The sequence below is a fragment of the Nonomuraea sp. ZG12 genome (genome assembly GCF_052068115.1).
Lineage (GTDB): Bacteria > Actinomycetota > Actinomycetes > Streptosporangiales > Streptosporangiaceae > Nonomuraea.
Genome location: NZ_JBQHCW010000028.1, coordinates 52,855 through 69,350, shown reverse-complemented (window position 1 = coordinate 69,350; position 16,496 = coordinate 52,855). Strand labels below are relative to the sequence as shown.

General features: G+C 70.0%; 12 protein-coding genes. 5 read left to right on the top strand and 7 right to left on the bottom strand.

What is annotated here, in order from left to right; genetic code table 11:
- The first annotated feature begins 5 nt into the window (after positions 1–5).
- Positions 6–944 carry an EamA family transporter gene (locus ACTMTF_RS42035; protein ID WP_441115694.1) on the top strand — a complete coding sequence of 313 codons (939 nt, stop codon included), beginning with the start codon at positions 6–8 and terminating at the stop codon, positions 942–944.
- On the opposite strand, the gene hisC is transcribed toward ACTMTF_RS42035, so the two are convergent.
- Positions 931–1,992, bottom strand: coding sequence for a histidinol-phosphate transaminase (hisC, locus tag ACTMTF_RS42030; RefSeq protein ID WP_441115693.1), 1,062 nt, complete (start codon positions 1,990–1,992; stop codon positions 931–933). The genes ACTMTF_RS42035 and hisC overlap by 14 nt on opposite strands.
- 114 nt (positions 1,993–2,106) lie before the next feature.
- Between hisC and ACTMTF_RS42025 the strand changes: the two genes are divergently transcribed.
- Positions 2,107–3,519 carry an ATP-binding protein gene (locus tag ACTMTF_RS42025; protein ID WP_441115692.1) on the top strand — a complete coding sequence of 471 codons (1,413 nt, stop codon included), beginning with the start codon at positions 2,107–2,109 and terminating at the stop codon, positions 3,517–3,519.
- Between the two features lie 89 nt (positions 3,520–3,608).
- Here the strand turns inward: ACTMTF_RS42025 and ACTMTF_RS42020 are convergent, their stop codons facing one another.
- From ACTMTF_RS42020 to ACTMTF_RS42000, 5 genes are all read right to left on the bottom strand, one after another.
- Positions 3,609–4,274 carry an NUDIX hydrolase gene (locus tag ACTMTF_RS42020; protein ID WP_441115691.1) on the bottom strand — a complete coding sequence of 222 codons (666 nt, stop codon included), beginning with the start codon at positions 4,272–4,274 and terminating at the stop codon, positions 3,609–3,611.
- 36 nt (positions 4,275–4,310) lie between these two features.
- Positions 4,311–6,098 carry a DUF4434 domain-containing protein gene (locus ACTMTF_RS42015; RefSeq protein ID WP_441115690.1) on the bottom strand — a complete coding sequence of 596 codons (1,788 nt, stop codon included), beginning with the start codon at positions 6,096–6,098 and terminating at the stop codon, positions 4,311–4,313.
- Between the two features lie 43 nt (positions 6,099–6,141).
- Positions 6,142–7,230, bottom strand: a complete 1,089-nt coding sequence (locus tag ACTMTF_RS42010) for a glycosyltransferase (RefSeq protein WP_397006816.1) — start codon at positions 7,228–7,230, stop codon at positions 6,142–6,144.
- Positions 7,231–7,249: 19 nt separating this feature from the next.
- Complete coding sequence (locus ACTMTF_RS42005; RefSeq protein WP_441115689.1) at positions 7,250–8,497, bottom strand: nucleotide sugar dehydrogenase; 1,248 nt, start codon at positions 8,495–8,497, stop codon at positions 7,250–7,252.
- A 130-nt stretch (positions 8,498–8,627) separates the two neighbouring features.
- Positions 8,628–10,313 carry a glycosyltransferase gene (locus tag ACTMTF_RS42000; protein WP_441115688.1) on the bottom strand — a complete coding sequence of 562 codons (1,686 nt, stop codon included), beginning with the start codon at positions 10,311–10,313 and terminating at the stop codon, positions 8,628–8,630.
- A gap of 56 nt (positions 10,314–10,369) precedes the next feature.
- Here ACTMTF_RS42000 and wecB point away from each other — a divergent pair, with 56 nt between their 5' ends.
- Both wecB and ACTMTF_RS41990 read left to right on the top strand, forming a co-directional pair.
- The gene (wecB, locus tag ACTMTF_RS41995) at positions 10,370–11,500 is read left to right on the top strand and encodes a non-hydrolyzing UDP-N-acetylglucosamine 2-epimerase (protein ID WP_441115687.1); all 1,131 of its coding nucleotides are present in this window, start codon (positions 10,370–10,372) and stop codon (positions 11,498–11,500) included.
- Between the two features lie 65 nt (positions 11,501–11,565).
- Positions 11,566–13,602: a glycosyltransferase family protein gene (locus ACTMTF_RS41990; protein WP_397006622.1), complete on the top strand. Its 2,037-nt coding sequence runs from the start codon at positions 11,566–11,568 to the stop codon at positions 13,600–13,602.
- Positions 13,603–13,639: 37 nt separating this feature from the next.
- On the opposite strand, the gene ACTMTF_RS41985 is transcribed toward ACTMTF_RS41990, so the two are convergent.
- Positions 13,640–14,284, bottom strand: a complete 645-nt coding sequence (locus tag ACTMTF_RS41985; protein ID WP_441115686.1) for a hypothetical protein — start codon at positions 14,282–14,284, stop codon at positions 13,640–13,642.
- 335 nt (positions 14,285–14,619) lie between these two features.
- Between ACTMTF_RS41985 and ACTMTF_RS41980 the strand changes: the two genes are divergently transcribed.
- A complete protein-coding gene (locus ACTMTF_RS41980; RefSeq protein WP_441115685.1) occupies positions 14,620–16,419 on the top strand; it encodes an NAD(P)-binding protein in 1,800 nt (599 codons plus the stop codon).
- Positions 16,420–16,496: the final 77 nt, after the last annotated feature.

Genomic DNA, 16,496 nt, shown 5'->3' with positions numbered 1-16,496 from the left:
GAGTCATGACAGTTGACACTGATGACAAGCGGCGCCGACTCCTTGTCTGGGGAGCCTTGGGCGTCGTCTACGTGGTGTGGGGTTCGACCTATCTCGGCATCGCCATCGTCATCGAGACCATGCCGCCCATGCTCAGCGGCGCCCTGCGGTTCGTGTCCGCGGCGGTGCTGCTCGGTGGATTCCTGGTCATCAGGAAGGGGCTGGCCCCGTTCAGGATGACGGCGCGGCAGCTCGGCGGCGCGGCGGTCGTCGGACTGCTGCTGCTGACCGGCGGCAACGGCATGGTGGCCGTGGCCGAGCAGCACATCTCCAGCGGCCTGGCCGCCCTGCTCGTCGCGTCCGTGCCGCTGTGGCTGGTGGTGCTGAGGATCGCGTTCCGGGACCGGCCGCAGGTGCTCACCCTGGCCGGGGTGCTGGTCGGCTTCGGTGGCGTGGCTGCGGTGTCGCTGAGCGGCGGCACCTCGGGCAGTTCGGCCGGGATCGTGGTGATCCTGCTCGCCGCCGGATCGTGGTCGGTCGGCTCGTTCCTGTCGTCGCGGATCGCGATGCCCGCCAACGCGCTCGCCGCCAGCACCGTCGAGATGCTCGTCGGCGGCGCCGGGATGGTCGTGGTGGGCCTGACCGCGGGCGAGCACCTCGACATCGCCGCGGTCTCCGGCCGGTCCTGGGCGGCGCTCGTCTACCTGGTGCTGGTGGGCTCCCTGATCGGCTTCACCGCCTACAGCTGGCTGCTCGGCAACGCGCCCATCTCGCTGGTGTCCACCTACGCCTACGTCAACCCGGTCGTCGCGGTGCTCCTCGGCGTGCTCATCCTGAGCGAGCAGGTCACCTGGCAGATCCTGGCCGGCGGCCTGATCATCCTGGTGGGCGTCGCCCTGGTGGTGTCCACCGAGCGACGCCCCAAGACGCCCAAGCCCGAGCCGGAGGAGGTCAGGGTCGCCTGAAGGCGGCCGCGGCCGTCAGGAACGCGTCGTTGGCCTCCGGGTCGCCGATGGAGACCCGGGCCCCCTCCCCGGCGAACGGGCGCACCGCCACACCCTCGACCGCGCACGCCGCGGCGAAGTCCATGGTGCGCTCGCCCAGTCTGAGCCAGACGAAGTTCGCCTCCGAGGGCGGCACCGTCCAGCCCTGCGCGATGAGCGCCTCACGCACCCGGGTGCGCTCCTTGACCACGGTGTCCACCCGTTCGAGCAGCTCGTCCTCGGCCTTCAGCGACGCGATGGCCGCCACCTGGGCCAGGTGGTTGACGGCGAAGGGGATGATCGTCTTGCGCACGGCCGTGGCCACCGGCTCGTGCCCGATCAGATAGCCCACGCGCAGCCCCGCCAGGCCGTACGCCTTGGAGAAGGTGCGCAGCACGCACACGTTGGGCCGGTCGCGGTAGAGGACCAGGCCGTCGGGCACGGACTCGTCGCGCACATACTCGCGGTAGGCCTCGTCCAGCACGACCAGCACGTTCGCCGGCACCCGGTCGAGGAACGCCACCAGCTCCCGGCTCCTGACGGCCGTGCCCGTCGGGTTGTTGGGGTTGCAGACGAAGATCATGCGGGTGTCGGGGGTGATCGCCTCGGCCATGGCGTCCAGGTCGTGGTCCTCACCTGCCAGCGGCACCTGTACGGACCGCACCCCGGCCAGGTCGGCCAGCAGCGGATAGGCCTCGAACGAGCGCCACGCGTAGATCACCTCGGCGCCGGGCTCGCCCACGGTCTCGAAGAGCTGCTGCGCCACGGTGACCGAGCCCGCGCCGAGCGCGATGTGCTCGACCGGCACGCCGAACCGCTCCGCGACGGCCTCGGTCAGCTTGACCGCGGCCGGGTCGGGATAGCGGTTGACCTGCAGCGCGCCCTCGGCGATCGCCTCCACCACCGAAGGCAGCGGACCGTAGGGCGACTCGTTGGAGGAGAGCTTGTACGACCGGCCGTCGGGGGTCATCACGGCCTTGCCCGGCTTGTAGGCGGGCATCGTGTCCAGAATCGGACGGAAACGAGGCATGGCCACACCATAAGGCAGCAGACCGAAGCGCCACACCCATGGGTCGTCAGGCTTGCCGACATCCTTGTCGGCGACATTCCTGTCACCGACAAAGATGTCGGTTACTCTGATGTCATGGATTTCGTCGGCAGAAAAGCCGAGCTTCGCACGCTTCAGGACTGGTGGGAGGAGCGGACTCCGCGCCCGGCACTGATCTGGGGTCGACGGCGGGTCGGCAAGACCGCGCTGCTCCAGCACTTCGCGCGTGACAAGCGGGTGATCTTTCACACGGGCGGCGGACGCATCCCTGCCCGGGAGTTGCAGGAGCTGTCCAGCAGGGCCGCCTCAACGGTCACCTCGTCCGCACGAGACCTGGCCAACAGGCCCTATGAGACGTGGGACGAGGCACTGGACAACCTCAGCAGGGAAGCAGGGGACGAGCCGCTCCTGCTCATCCTCGACGAGTTCCCCGAGCTGATCACCTCGGCTCCTGAGCTCGAAGGTGTGCTCCGTGCCTTCCTCGACCACACCCACGGCCGATCCCGCTTGCGGATCGTCGTGTGCGGCTCGGCTGTGCGGACCATGAGGGCCGTTCAGGAGTACCGAGCTCCCCTGTACGGGCGATTCGACCTGACCATGCAGCTTCACCCCTTCCGTCCGCACGAGGCGGCGGAGATGCTGCCCGACCTTACACCTGCCGATCGGGCGCTGGTCCACGGCGTCCTCGGCGGCATGCCGCTCTACCTCTCCTGGTGGCGCTCGGAGTTGTCCATCGAGCGCAATCTCGCGCGCCTGGCCTGCCATCCCGACGCCAAAATGATCCGGGAAGGAGATCTGGTCCTGGCGACAGAGGCCGGCAAAGGTGTCCACTTGGCCGCGGCCCTCCAGGCCATCGCCGAGGGCTACACCAAGCACAACGAGATCGCGGACGCGATCCGGGCCGATCCGACCCGAACCCTGAACGACCTGCTGGCGCTCCGGCTGGTCGAACGCATCCAGCCCGTGACCGATACCGGCCGCAGCCGCCGGAAGATCTACCGCATCGCGGACAACTTTCTCGCTTTCTATCTCGGCACGCTTTCCCGCGTGCTCCCTGAGATCGACCGCGGTCTCGGCGAGACCGTGCTTCCGGTGCTCGTCGACTCCCTCAATGACCATCTGGGTGACGCCTGGGAGGAGGCGTTCCGCGATCATCTGCGGCTACGGGCCGCCGACATCCACCCACAGGTCGTCGCCATCGGGCCCTGGTGGCAGGCTGACGGCCAGCACCAGATCGACGCGGCCGTGCTGACCGGGCGCTCCCGGCGGCCGGTCCTGGTGGGAGAGGCGAAATGGAGCAGGAAGGTGAACGCGTCCCGCATCATCTCGGGGCTCGCGGCGAAGGCCGCCCATCTGACGTCAGAGGCCGGAGATCTCCGATTCGCGGTGTGCGCCCGCGACGAGATCAGCCACGCTCCCCCCGGCACGCTCTGCGTGACCGCCGCCGACATCTTCCCCGATCCTGGAGGCCCTGCAGTCAATCTGACGATCCCGGCCCGGACGAATTGACGACCTCAGGCCGGACGAAGTGACGACCTCGGCCCGGACGAAGTGACGACTTCCTGGCGGGCGATCCGCGGGGTCGGATCGCTGACGGGTCATTCCTTCAGGGAGCGGAGCATCGGGGGGTGGAGGAGCTCGGAGGGGCCGCGGCGGTAGAGCTTGGCCGGGCGGCCGCCGTCCCGGGTCGTGGAGGCGCCCGTCTCCACCAGGAAGCCTTCGGCCTTGGTGACCTTGCGGTGGAAGTTGCGCGGGTCGAGCGGGCGGCCCCAGACGATCTCGTACACCCGGCGCAGGTCCGCGACCGTGAACTCCGGCGGGCAGAACGCGACGCCGAGCGAGGTGTATTCGAGCTTGGCCCTGGCTCGCTCGACGCCGTCGAGCATGATGCGGCGGTGGTCGAAGGCCATGGCGGTCAGCGCGTCGATCGGCTGCCAGCTCATGTGGGCCTTCTCCGAGGCGGGCAGGTCGGGGGCGAGGCCGAGATAGGCGACGCTGAGGACGCGCTGGCGGGGGTCGCGGTCAGGGTAGCCGTAGGTCTGGAGCTGCTCCAGGTGGACAGGAGCGCCGGGGAGGCCGGCCCGTTCGGCGAGGATGCGCTGGGCCGCCTGCGGGAGGTCCTCGTCGAGCTGGATGAAGCCGCCGGGCAGCGACCAGCGCCGCAGGAACGGCGGGTTGTCGCGACGCCAGACGAGCGCGCTGAGGGCCTGGCAGCGCACGGTGAGCACGACCAGGTCGACGCTGACCGGGATGCTCGGAACCATGGCAGGCACGTTACACGTTCGCGGTATCACCGAGGGTCAGGTGATGATCCGGACGTGCAACGGCTCGGTCGTGGACTGGCCCGAGGGGATCTTCACGTTCACCTTGAGCCACTCCCCGGACGTCACCTTGCTCCAGTCGAACGGCACCCAGGCGGTCTGCATGTGCTCGGGCAGCTCCTCCAGCGGGTCCTTGTCCAGCCAGCCCACCTCGGCGACCACGAGATCCACGGTGCCGCCCGACCAGGTGATGGAGACGGTCCCGTTCTCCAGGTTGTAGCCGCGTACCTCCAGGCCGTCCTGGGGGTCGCGGGAGCGCCTGATGGCGTCCACCGCGATGGGGCGCTGCCAGTCCTTGGTGATCTCGGTCTCCGGCGACGGGGCGCCACAGGTCATGAAGTCGCTCCACATGTAGGAGACGATCTTCTGCACGTACCGGCCGGCCATGGTGACGGCCTGGTCCAGGCGCTCCTTGTCGGTCTTGCCGCGGGTGCCGTGGGGGGCGCAGGGCTTGTCGCCGGACGGCTCGAAGGCCTCCACGTTCGCCCACAGCTCCACCTGGTAGTTGCCCTGGAGCATCTCCTCGCGGGCCTTGGCCATCTCGCGGTAGTAGTCGCGGGTGGAGCCGTGGTAGGCGGTGTCGTAGGTCGCCTCGCCGACGACCGGGCGCAGCCGCGCGTCCACCTCGTCGTCACGCTCGTCCGGCCAGAACAGGCCCACCTTGCCGGTGCCCCGGCTGTCCTGCGGCGCGATGATGCCGACGCCGGTCCTGGCCAGCGCCTTGAACGCCTCGGCCACCTGCTCGGGGGTCTGGCCGAAGGCGACGCGTTTGCGCCCGTCCAGGTAGGGGCTGATCAGGATGGGTTTGTCCGGTAACTCCTGGTCGACGATCTGGTGCTGGCCCGCGTACACCTCAAGGGTGGGGTTGTCGGCCAGCGTGTCGCTCATCTGCACCTCGAACGGCTGGTAGACGCCGCCGAGCGACTCCCTGCCGGCGAAGCGGACACCGTAGTCCTGCAGGATGCGCCGGGTCAGCGTGGTGAGGACGTCGATGTGCTTCGGGTTGGCCCTGGTCGGCGTCTTCGGGTCACGCGGGGCCAGCGGCAGCGCGGGGAAAACCCGCATGCCGAACTGGTCGCCCAGGTCGAGCAGCTTGGTGAGGCTGTCCTCGGGCGCGCCGGCGACGAGGATCAGGTCGTACGTCCGGCCCTTGCTGAAATCGCAGCTGGCGTCGTCGGAGCCGTCGGGAGGCGCCAGCATGCGGAAGTAGAGGCGCTTGCCGCCGGGGACCGCGCGCTCCATCGGGGCGCACCTGAAGAGGTTCGGGCCGAACGACTCGTCGGTGCGGTAGACGTACGTGCGCCCGATGCGGTTGTCCGGGTGCGCCTCCTTGAGGTCGCGCTCGGCGGCGTCGTGGCAGGACAGGCCGTCCTCGACGCACTTGACGTAGAGCGGGTCGAGCTCGCCGTCCTTGGCCTTGACGAAGCCCTCGTCGTCGACGAAGCGGAACTGCAGGCCGTAGCCGATCCTGATGATGGTGTCGCCGCCGACGTCGTGGATCTCCTGGAGCTGGCGGCGCCAGGTGCACGGGTTGGACCGGGGCGTGATCCAGTAGCCGGTGATGGCGTACGGCGCCTTCTGCTGGGTCTCGAACGTTCCACACGGGTCGGTGAACTCGCTCACCTTCGGCGTCGGCTGGGTGCGGGCCGGGGTCGGGTTCGGCTCCTGGGCGGCCGTCCTGACGGGGTCGTCCCCGGGCATGACCACGATCACGACGGCCACCGCGGTCAAGATCACTGCGCCCAGGAGTACAAAGAGCCAGCGCACGTTGGGAAACCTACCGCCTTAATGATCTGCCGGAGATAAACCGCTAACGCTTGACACCGGCCCACGCCTCGAGCTGGGTCACGAACCGCTTGGCCGAGTTGGGCCAGTGGTGGTTCGTCCGGGCGGCCGTGTAGCCGCGCGCGCCCTGCGCCCGCCGCTCGCGCACGTCGTCCCGCAGGGTCAGCACCGCCTGCGCCACGGCCTTGGGGTCCTCCCAGGGCACCACGACGCCGCTGCCGTAGCGCTCCACCAGCTCCACCGCCCGGGGGGACGGGGTGGTGATGACGGGGATGCCGTGCGCCATGTACTCAACGATCTTGGTGGGCATCGAGTGCCGGTAGTTCGGCTCGTCGTGCAGCAGCGACAGGCCCGCCAGCGCGCCGTCCAGGCGCTTGAGAGCCTCGTCGTTGGGCATGAAGTCGCGCCACTCCAGCAGGCCGTCGGTGACCGCCTGGTTGAGCACCGGGCGGCTCTGCGGGTCGGCGTAGCCGATCAGCTCCACCGCGACCCGGTACGGCTGCAGCAGCTTGGCGACCTCCACGGCCTCCAGCACCCCTCTGGCCCTGGACAGCCAGCCGAGGTAGACCACCCGGTCGTCGCCCGGCGGGGTGACCGCGTCGGGCACCCACGTCTCGTTCGGCACGATGAGGTGGGCGTGCTTGAACCGGCCCGCGTAGGCCGTCTCGGCCAGCAGCAGGTTCAGGTGGTTCTCGGCGATGCTCTCCAGCATGCGGGCCAGGAACCGCACCGGCGGGCGCAGCAAGGAGGGCAGCCACGGCTTGAGCGACAGCGTCGCCGGGGTGTCCTCGTGCACGTCCCACACCACGGGCGGCCTGTTGCGCAGCCCCCAGACCGCGAACAGCAGCTCGGGGTCGTGGATGAGCACCAGGTCGACCTTGCGCCGCATGCGCTTGAACAGCTTGCGGGCCGCCCACACGGCCGAGATCCGTTTACGCTGAGCGGCCCTGGGCAGATCCACACCGTTCACCCAAGGTCGCGGTACGACACCGTGAGCCGAGAAAGAGGCGGCGTACGTGACCTCATGACCGGCGTCCACAAGGGCGCGGATCTGCCTATGCAGGATTCTCGCGTCCTCGGGGTTATGCACCACCGTCATGACGAGCACGTGCACTGCGCGCAACCCTCCGTCGCTACAGCCGCTCGACGCGTTCACCCTCGGTGAGAACACCGCGGGTGTCGAGCACGAGCTTGGCTTTGGCCTCGACCATGCCGAGGTCGAACGCGGCGTGCTGCTGCAACAGCAGCGTCACGTCTGCATTGGCCACGGCCTCGGCCAGATCTTCCTCTCGCGGCACGGGGGTGCCGTCAACCGACCACTCCTTGACGTACGGATCCGCGAACGTGAGCTCGGCCCCCAGCTCCAGCAGCGCACGCGCCACTGGCAGGGCCGGGGTCTCGCGCTCATCGGCGATGTCCGGCTTGTAGGTGACGCCGAGCATAACGACTCTGGCGCCGTTCACTGGCTTCTTGTACCTGTTGAGCAAGCGCTGGACGCGGGCCACCACGTAGGACGGCATCCGCTCGTTGATCTCCTGCGCCAGCTCGACGAACCTGAACGGGTAGCCGAGCTTGCGTACCGTGTAGGACAGGTAGGACGGGTCCACGGGGATGCAGTGACCCCCGACGCCCGGTCCCGGCAGGAACTTGTGGAAGCCGAACGGCTTGGTCGCCGCGGCCTCGATCGCTTCCCACAGGTCGACGCCGAGCTCGTCACAGAAGATCGCCATCTCGTTGACGAGGGCGATGTTGACGTGCCGGTAGGTGTTCTCCAGCAGCTTGGCCATCTCGGCCTCGCGGGTGCCGCTGACGGTCACCACCTGCTCGATGAACTGCCCGTAGAAGGCGGTCGCCCGGTCCCGGCAGCCGGGGGTGAACCCGCCGACGACCTTGGGCGTGTTGCGCAGGCCGTACTTGGGGTTTCCCGGGTCGATGCGCTCGGGCGAGAAGGCCAGGTGGAAGTCCTCGCCCGCGACCAGGCCCGAGGCTTCGAGCAGCGGGCGGGCCACCTCGTCGGTGGTGCCGGGCCACGTGGTGGACTCCAGCACGACCAGCGTGCCCTTGGTCAGGTTGCGGGCCACGGTCATGGTGGCGCCCTCGACGGAGGACAGGTCCGGGCGGTGGTCCTCGTCCAGCGGGGTCGGCACGCAGATGACGACGGTGTTGCTTCTGGCCAGCACGGTCTCGTCCAGCGTGGCGCTGAAGCCGTTGGCCAGCATGTGATCGAGGTCCGCGTCGGTCAGGTCGTCGATGTAGGACCGGCCGGCGTTGAGCGCCTCGACCTTGACAGGGTCGACGTCGACGCCGACGACCCGGAGCCCGGCGGCCACCGCCTCCTTGGCGAGCGGCATACCGACGTAGCCGAGACCGATGACAGCCAAGTCTATTTCTGTCACAGCTGTGCCCTGGAGAGCCGGAAACAACACTTCATGGTCGCAAAGGTTATCTCAAGTCCACCTAGCTCACGCCTAATGCGAGTGAACCTGTCAGAACAGACAGCCAATCGGTAGGTCATGACTCGGTAAGCGTTCGGTAGACAGTGCGGTAAGTCTCGGCAACGCGGCTCCACGTGCGCTTGGCCGCGACCTCCGCGCGCCCGGCCTCGCCCATCTCGGCCCGCCTGGCGGGATCGAGGCTGAGCGCGGCCAGCGCCTGGGCCAGTGCGGCCGGATCCTCCGGTGGCACGAGCAGGCCCGCGCCCTCGGAGCCGACCAGCTCCGACAGGGCCGGCAGGTCGCTGAGCACCACGGGCTTGCCCAGCGCCATCGCCTCGACCGGCTTCAGCGGCGTGACCAGCCGGGTCACCCGGAGGTCGTCGCGGGGGCACACGAAGATGTCGATGGCGTCCTGGGCCTGCAGGGCCTCCTCGGGCCCCACCCGGCCGGGCAGGATCGCCGTGGCCAGCCCCAGCTCCTCGACCAGCTCCAGGAGAGCCGGACGCTCGGTGCCGTCGCCCACCAGGAGCACCCGCACCGGCGTGCCCTCGTCGCGCAGCAGCGCCGCCGCCCGCAGCAGGGTCGCGAAACCTTCGTAGCCGACCAGGCTGGAGACCGAGCCGACGACGATCTCCTTGTCGTCGATCCCCATCTCGCGCCGGAACGACGCGCCGTCGTAGTGGGCGGTCAGCAGCGTGTCGTCGACCGCGTTGGGGGCGAGATAGATCTTGTCCCTCGGCACGCCGCGCTCGACGATCTCCGTGGCCATCGTCTCGGCCAGGGTGACGACCGCGTCGGCCTCGCGCATCAGGAACGCCTCGCGCTCCCGCTGGAGCAGATGCCGCTCGCTGCCGATGCGCACCGGGTCACGCGAGGCCCACGTCTCCTCAAGGAAGCCGCGCACCTCGTAGACGAAGGGGGTGCCCGTCCGGTCGCGCACGGCGTGCGCCACCGAGCCGTTGCGGTGGTCGGTGGCCGCGTGGACCACCTGCGGGCGCAGCTGCGTGACGAGCGTGGTGACGGCGTCCGCGCCCTTGACCATGCGGCCGTGCATCTCGAACGGCACCTCGCCGCGCCCGTCGGGGATCAGCCGGTAGTAGGGGATCCCCTCCAGCTCCTCGTACGGCGACGCGTCGGCGTGCCCCTGGAGCATGGGCCAGCCCCAGCTGGTCACCACGTGCGGATCGAGCCCGGCCACCTTCTGCGCCGTGACGATGCGGTGGGTCCTGACCGTGTAGCCGGCCTGGGTGTAGGGCAGCGCGTTGGTGACCAGGTGGACCACGCGACCGGCGACCCGCTCCAGGATGGCCACCTTGGGCCCCGGCGGGATCGGGTCGGGGCTGATCGCGGTCAGCTCGCCGCGGTAGTAGGCCGCCCTGCGCTTGACGAACGGGTATTTGACGAAGGGTTCGAGCACCTCGGCGGCCTGGGTGACACGGCCGGTGTTCCAGTGCTCCTTGGCGTCGTTCCACGGCGCTCGGATCAGGCGCATGCCGAACTTGCGCACCATGCGCCTGGCGCGGCGCGCGGCCGGCCAGGCCACCTTGCCGACGACCGGGCGCAACCGGGGAGGCATGGCGTCGGCCGCCGCCTGGGCGGCGCGGACCGGGTCGGCTCGCACCTTCGTCGAGACGACGCGGGTGACGATGATCGGATGCTGGATGAAACCCTTGAGAAGTCCACCGACGCCGGCACGGGCAGACTTCGCGGAAACTCCAGCGGGAACCTTGGAGGAGTCTTGACGACTGGCGTCGGATGCCACGCGGTGACCGTACCATAGGCAGCGTTTTTTCCCTTCCGCTATGAAAGGCGAGGTCAATGAGGGAGAACCCCCTGGTCCTGCACGTTTTGGGTGCTCGTCCCAATTTCGTGAAAGCGGCCCCGGTGGTGCGAGCACTCGGCGAGCTCGGTGTGCGGCAGGGCATCATCCACACCGGTCAGCACTACGACGCGCTCATGTCGGACGTCTTCTTCGCCGACCTGGGCCTGCCCGAGCCGGTGGCGAACCTGGCCGTCGGATCCGGCACGCACGCCAGGCAGACCGCCGCGCTGCTCGTCGGCCTGGAGGACACCTTCCAGGAGCAGGACCCGGACCTCGTGGTCGTCTACGGAGACGTGAACTCCACGCTGGCCGCCATCCTGGTCTGCGCCAAGCTCGGCATCCCCAGCGCGCACGTCGAGGCGGGCCTGCGCTCGTTCGACCGCGGCATGCCCGAGGAGGTCAACCGGATCGTCACCGACTCGCTGTCCGACCTGCTCTTCGCCACCTCCCCGGAGGCGCTGTCGCACCTGGCGGCCGAGGGCGTGCCCGCCTCGAAGGTGCACCTGGTGGGCAACCCCATGATCGACAGCCTGTTCTCGGCGCTGCCCTCGCTCGATCCGGCGCCGGTGGTGGCCCGGCTGGGCCTGCCGGAGCGCTACGCCGTGGCGACGCTGCACCGCCCCGCCAACGTCGACACCCCGGAGGCCGCGCAGGAGCTGGTCTCGGCCGTGCTGGAGGTGTCGCGGCAGATCCCGATCGTGGTGCCGATCCACCCGCGCGGCCGCACCCGGCTGGCCGAGGCGGGGCTGGTGGACGGCCCGTCGGTCCGGGTCGTGGACCCGCTCGGCTACGTGGACTTCCTCTCCCTCGTACGCGGCGCCGCGCTGGTCGTCACCGACTCGGGCGGCGTGCAGGAGGAGACGACCATGCTGAGCGTGCCCTGCCTGACCGTGCGGCCCAACACCGAGCGGCCGATCACGATCACCCACGGCACCAACCGCCTGGTCACGCCCGCGCTGCTGCCCGCCGCGGCGGAGAAGGCGCTGGCCGACGGGGCGGTGACCCCCTCCGGCGCGCTGCCCCCGCTCTGGGACGGCGCCGCGGGGCCGCGCATCGCCAGGGTGATCTCCGCCTGGCTCAAGGGGGACAACCTCTCGCCTGCCGCGCAGGGGACCCGTTCCGAATAACCCCCACATTTCGTACGGCTCCCGCCGTAACATGACATACCCCGCAGAGCGTTAGGCGAGTACCCATGGCCGAATCCCCCGAAGAGCCCACGTTCCAGCGACTCGGCCCCGTCAACTGGCTGCCCGAAGAGCGCAAGCTCGTCGAACGGTACGAGACGGAGATCGTGGAGCTGCGCAGGCGGCTGGAGATAGCCGAGGCCAAGGCCGCCTACGCCGGCTGGAAGCTGGAGGCCACCCAGGCCAAGCGGACCTTCAAGCTGGGCGAGGCGATCGGGTCCAAGAGCCCCGGCAAGGTGCTGGAGGCGGTCAGGTCCAAGTCCCGCGCCCCCAAGGCGCCGATGCCGGTCACCGAGGCGGTCGAGCTGGCCAACCACCGGCCGCCGCTGGTGGAGGTGCCCAAGGCCAAGTGGCCGCTCGGGCCGGTGAACCGGCCGGACCTGCGGGTGGCGGTGATCCTGGACGACTTCTCCAGGATGGCCTTCAAGTACGAGTGGGACCAGATCGAGTTCGGGCTCAAGGACTGGCCGGAGATCTTCGCCGACAAGCGGCCCGACCTGCTGTTCTGCGAGTCGGCCTGGCACGGCAACCAGGGCCGCTGGCGCTACCAGATGACCGGCACCAACGCGCCCAAGGAGCCGCTGCGCGACCTGGTCGCCTGGTGCCGGGCCGAGGGGATCCCGACGGTCTTCTGGAACAAGGAGGACCCGCCGAACTTCGACTTCTTCATCGACACGGCCAAGCTGTTCGACTACGTGTTCACCTGCGACGGCGACATGGTGCCGAAATATCGCGAAGTTCTGGGACATGATCGGGTGGACGTGCTGCAGTTCGCGGCCCAGCCCCGCGTGCACAACCCGATCCAACAGAAGCAGGGCCGCCTGCACGACGTGGTCTTCGCCGGCATGTACTTCCGGGACAAGCATCCCGAGCGCCGCGAGCAGATGGAGACCGTCCTCGACCCCGTGCGCGAGCTCGGCCTGCACATCTTCGCCCGCAACGGCGAGGTGGACGACAAGTACGGCTGGCCGGAGAAGTACCGCCCGCACATCGTCGGCGAGCTCCCCTACGACCAGATGCTCGCCGCCTACCGCATGTACAAAGTCTTCCTCAACGTCAACTCGGTGCTGGACTCGCCCACCATGTGCGCGCGCCGCGTCTTCGAGCTGTCGGCCTGCGCCACCCCGGTCGTGTCCGGCTGGTCCAGGGCCATCGAGGAGACCTTCGGCGACCTGGTGCCCATCGCCCGCGAGCCGGTCGAGTCGTACAACCAGGTCCTGCACCTGATCAACAGCCCCGAGCTGCGCGCCAGGATGGGACACCTGGCGATGCGCGAGGTCTTCGACAAGCACCTGTTCTCCCACCGCGTGGACCAGATCCTCCAGATGCTCGGCCGGCCCACGCAGCTCCGCTCACGCTCGATCTCCGTGGTGCTGCCCACCAACCGCGCCTCGCAGATCGAGCACGCGATCTCCTCGGTGGCCAAGCAGATCCACCGGCCGCTGCAGCTGATCATGGTGCTGCACGGCCTCGACATCGACCCCGTCGTGGTGGCCGACAAGGCGCGCATGGCCGGCATCACCGACGTCACGGTGCTGCCCGCCGCCCCCGAGCTGTCGCTCGGGGCGTGCATGAACCTGGGCATCGCCGCCGCCGAGGGCGAGCTGATCGCCAAGATGGACGACGACAACCTGTACGGCGAGCACTACCTGTCGGACCTGGTCCGCGCCTTCGACTACTCCGACGCCGAGCTGGTCGGCAAGGGCGCCCACTACGCCTACTTCGAGGGCCGCAACACCACGATGCTGCGCCTGCCCGGCCTGGAGCACCGCTACTCCTTCCTGGTGCAGGGCGGCACGTTCCTCGGCACGGCGGAGATGTTCCGCTCCTACGGCTTCCCCGACCTGACCCGGGGCGAGGACACCCACCTGGTCCGCAGGCTGAAGGAGGACGGGGTGAAGATCTACTCGGCCGACCGGTTCAACTTCGTCTACTGGCGCAGCGCCGACGCCGCCATGCACACCTGGCAGGCCGACCACATCAAGCTGACCAGGAACGCCCAGTTCTCCTTCGCGGGCCGCCCGGACGACCACGTGCTGATCTAAGCGCCGACCTGCGTGCTGATCCGGGTGCTGATCCGGGTCAGGTGGCGACGCGGGAGAGGTTCTGGTCCGCCAGCCGCCCCAGCTCCAGCAGCCCGGCGCGCTTGACCTCCTTGCCCACCACCATGAGGCTCATCACGACGTTGCCCCGGCGGATCACCACCGAGCCGATCTGCGCGTTCCTGTCGCCGCCCGACGCGGTGGTCAGGTAGGCGCGCGACTCGTCGCCCTGCCTGGGCATGTCCAGGTCCCGGGTGCGGTAGGTGACCTCGGTGCCGTGCACGTCGGCCGTGTAGGCGCCGCACTGGCCGGGCAGCGGGCCGGGGAACGCGGCCGGTGGGAGCGCCACCACGGCCTGGCTGATGGAGCCCCTGTCGGAGGCGAAGGCGATCACGGCCGCGGGCGCCCGCGCGACCTCCGGCCTGGCCGGGTCGAGCTGGGGCGCGCCCGCGCATTCCGGCCGGTTCAGCTTGGCCTGCCGTACGGCCTCCAGGCCCTGCTTGGTGGCCTTGAGCGTGCCGTAGGGGCCGACCTCCGGGCCGTGCACCACGCGCATCCCCTTGGGCACGGGCAGCAGGGCGGCGCGCAGCTTGCCCGCCATGGCCGAGGACGGCGAGGGCGCCTGGGCCGTCCTGACCGGCTGCTCGGCGACCTCACTCGCAGAACATCCCGCTATGACCGTCATGCTCAGACATATCCCCGAAAAGGCCTTAAGCATGAGTTCTCCATTTCACTTCAGCGACCGTGAATAGACGCTAGAGGAAACGGCGAACCCGAGGGCGGGCAACGTCGCTATTCGCGGAATTCGGCGGCTTCATGGCAACGGCGGCGGTGAGGACTCGTACGTCCTCGTCCCTACCGAGCAGCGGCTTCACCCTTTGCCATCTCATACTCTGATTTATCCAGACTTTTCCGTACGTCACATCCGCCGGATAATTTCGGCACCAGGTGGCGCTAAATGTTGCTCGAAGCATTGCGCGTCCCCCCACGGTATCCGGCCACGGTGATGATGCTCGCGGCATGAGCGACATCTCGGCATCAGAAGGCCAGACCCGCGCCCCCGGACCGGAGCGGCCCCTTTCGCGCCGCGACTTCCTCGACGGGATCGCCATGACCGCGGGTCTGGCCGCCGTCGGCTCACGGGACGGCGGCACGCCGGCCCTGGAGACGCCCCTGGGCACCGCGGCCTCTGGTGGGGCCCATGGGGCCACGGCCACCCCGGGCCGCACAGGGTGGCACGGGGACACCGCACACGCTCTCAGCGTGCCCCACGCGCTGCGGGACGGGCGGTTCTGGGAGCACGCGGGACCCGCCGTGCCCACCGGGGAGCGCTACGACCTCGTGGTGGTCGGCGCGGGTGCCAGCGGGCTGAGCGCGGCGGCCGAGTGGCTGCGGGCCGACCCGGACGCGCGGGTGCTCATCCTGGACAACCACGAACAACTCGGCGAGCGCCGTCGCGAGCCCGGCCGCGCGCCGTACGACAGCGTGATGTGCGACCGGGAGAGCTTCCCCGTGGAGACGCTGATCCGGCACCGGCCCGAGAGCCCCGCCGAGCGGTGGATCTCCCGGCTGCCGGTCGCCGACCAGGCCAGGAAGGACCTGCTGCGGCTCTACCTGGACGCGCCCGACTGGTTCCCCCGGCTGACGCCCGAGGAGAAGGAGGAGCGGCTGGCCGGGTCGACGTACTCGGACTTCCTGCTGAAGGTCTGCCGGGCGCACCCGGACGTCGAGCGGTTCTGCCGGACCATGTCCAGCGCCGAGTGGGCCTACGACACCCGCGCCCTCGGCGCGATCGACGCCTGGGGCTGCGCCAACCGCCGCGCTCACGGCCGGGACCACGGGGGAGATCAAGGGCGGGGCCGGAGCCGGGACCAAGGGCGGGGCCGGGACGGGGGCTGGGAGTATCCCGGGCTCGACGGTCTGGGGCTGGACGCCGGGAAACCGTCACGGTTCAACTCGCCCAGTGTGCAGCGGGACTGGCGGCGCCGGCCCGGTGACCTGAGCGACTCGGCGGACCCGCTGATCCCGGGCCCGGCCGGGGCGCCGATGGGCCTGCTCGCCGCCGCCTCGCTGGACCGGCCCGGCGACCCGGTCCGGCTGCGGCTGTCCAGCCCGGTCGTCTCCGTGCGCGACGAGGGCCCGAGGGGCGGCGCGAGCGTCGGCTACTTCGACGGCCACGAGGTCAGGACCGTCGCCGCCGAGGCGGTGATCCTGGCCTGCTGGAGCATGGTCATCCCCTACCTCGCGCCAGACCTGCCCGCCGATCAGCGCGAGGCGCTGGCCGCCGCGGTGCGGCTGCCGCTGGTGGAGGCCGTGGTGCGGCTGCGCGACGGACGGGCGTGGCAGCGGGTCGGCGTCACCCGCACCCGCTGGACCGGGGCTTACTGGTGCACGACGGAGCTGGACGAGCCGGACGGGCCGGAGGACGGTGGGCCGGTCACCGCGCGGCTGGTGGCCGCGCCCTGCCGTTCGGAGCTGGGGCCCGCCGAGGGTGCGGTCGCCGGGCGGCGGGCGCTGTACAGGACGCCGTACCGCTTCCTGGAGCACAGCGCCCGCGACCAGCTCGCCCGGCTGCTCGGGCCGGGCGGGTTCGACCCGGCCAGGGACATCGAGGGGATCGAGATCCGCAGGTGGGGCCATGGGCGCGCGGCGGAGTACTGCCGGCCCTGGCACGCGTTCTACCCTGACGGCCCGTTCCCGGCCGAGGTGGCGCGCAGGCGGTTCGGCCGGATCGCGATCGCCGGCTCCGACACCGCCGTGGGCCGGACCGACGGCGCCGTCGCCGCGGCACGCCGAGCCGTGGCGGAACTGTCCCGGTGAACCCTCCTTAGGAGACGCCTTTGTGACCGCGTCCGGCGTGGGTGGGTAAGGGCCAGAGAGTTGTCCCGGTAACAACG

Coding starts and splice junctions, on each gene's coding strand:
- ACTMTF_RS41985 (WP_441115686.1), bottom strand. CDS start 14,284: ATGACGGTCATAGCGGGATGTTCTGCGAGTGAGGTCGCCGAGCAGCCG.
- ACTMTF_RS41980 (WP_441115685.1), top strand. CDS start 14,620: ATGAGCGACATCTCGGCATCAGAAGGCCAGACCCGCGCCCCCGGACCG.
- ACTMTF_RS42035 (WP_441115694.1), top strand. CDS start 6: ATGACAGTTGACACTGATGACAAGCGGCGCCGACTCCTTGTCTGGGGA.
- ACTMTF_RS42025 (WP_441115692.1), top strand. CDS start 2,107: ATGGATTTCGTCGGCAGAAAAGCCGAGCTTCGCACGCTTCAGGACTGG.
- wecB (WP_441115687.1), top strand. CDS start 10,370: ATGAGGGAGAACCCCCTGGTCCTGCACGTTTTGGGTGCTCGTCCCAAT.
- hisC (WP_441115693.1), bottom strand. CDS start 1,992: ATGCCTCGTTTCCGTCCGATTCTGGACACGATGCCCGCCTACAAGCCG.
- ACTMTF_RS42020 (WP_441115691.1), bottom strand. CDS start 4,274: ATGGTTCCGAGCATCCCGGTCAGCGTCGACCTGGTCGTGCTCACCGTG.
- ACTMTF_RS41990 (WP_397006622.1), top strand. CDS start 11,566: ATGGCCGAATCCCCCGAAGAGCCCACGTTCCAGCGACTCGGCCCCGTC.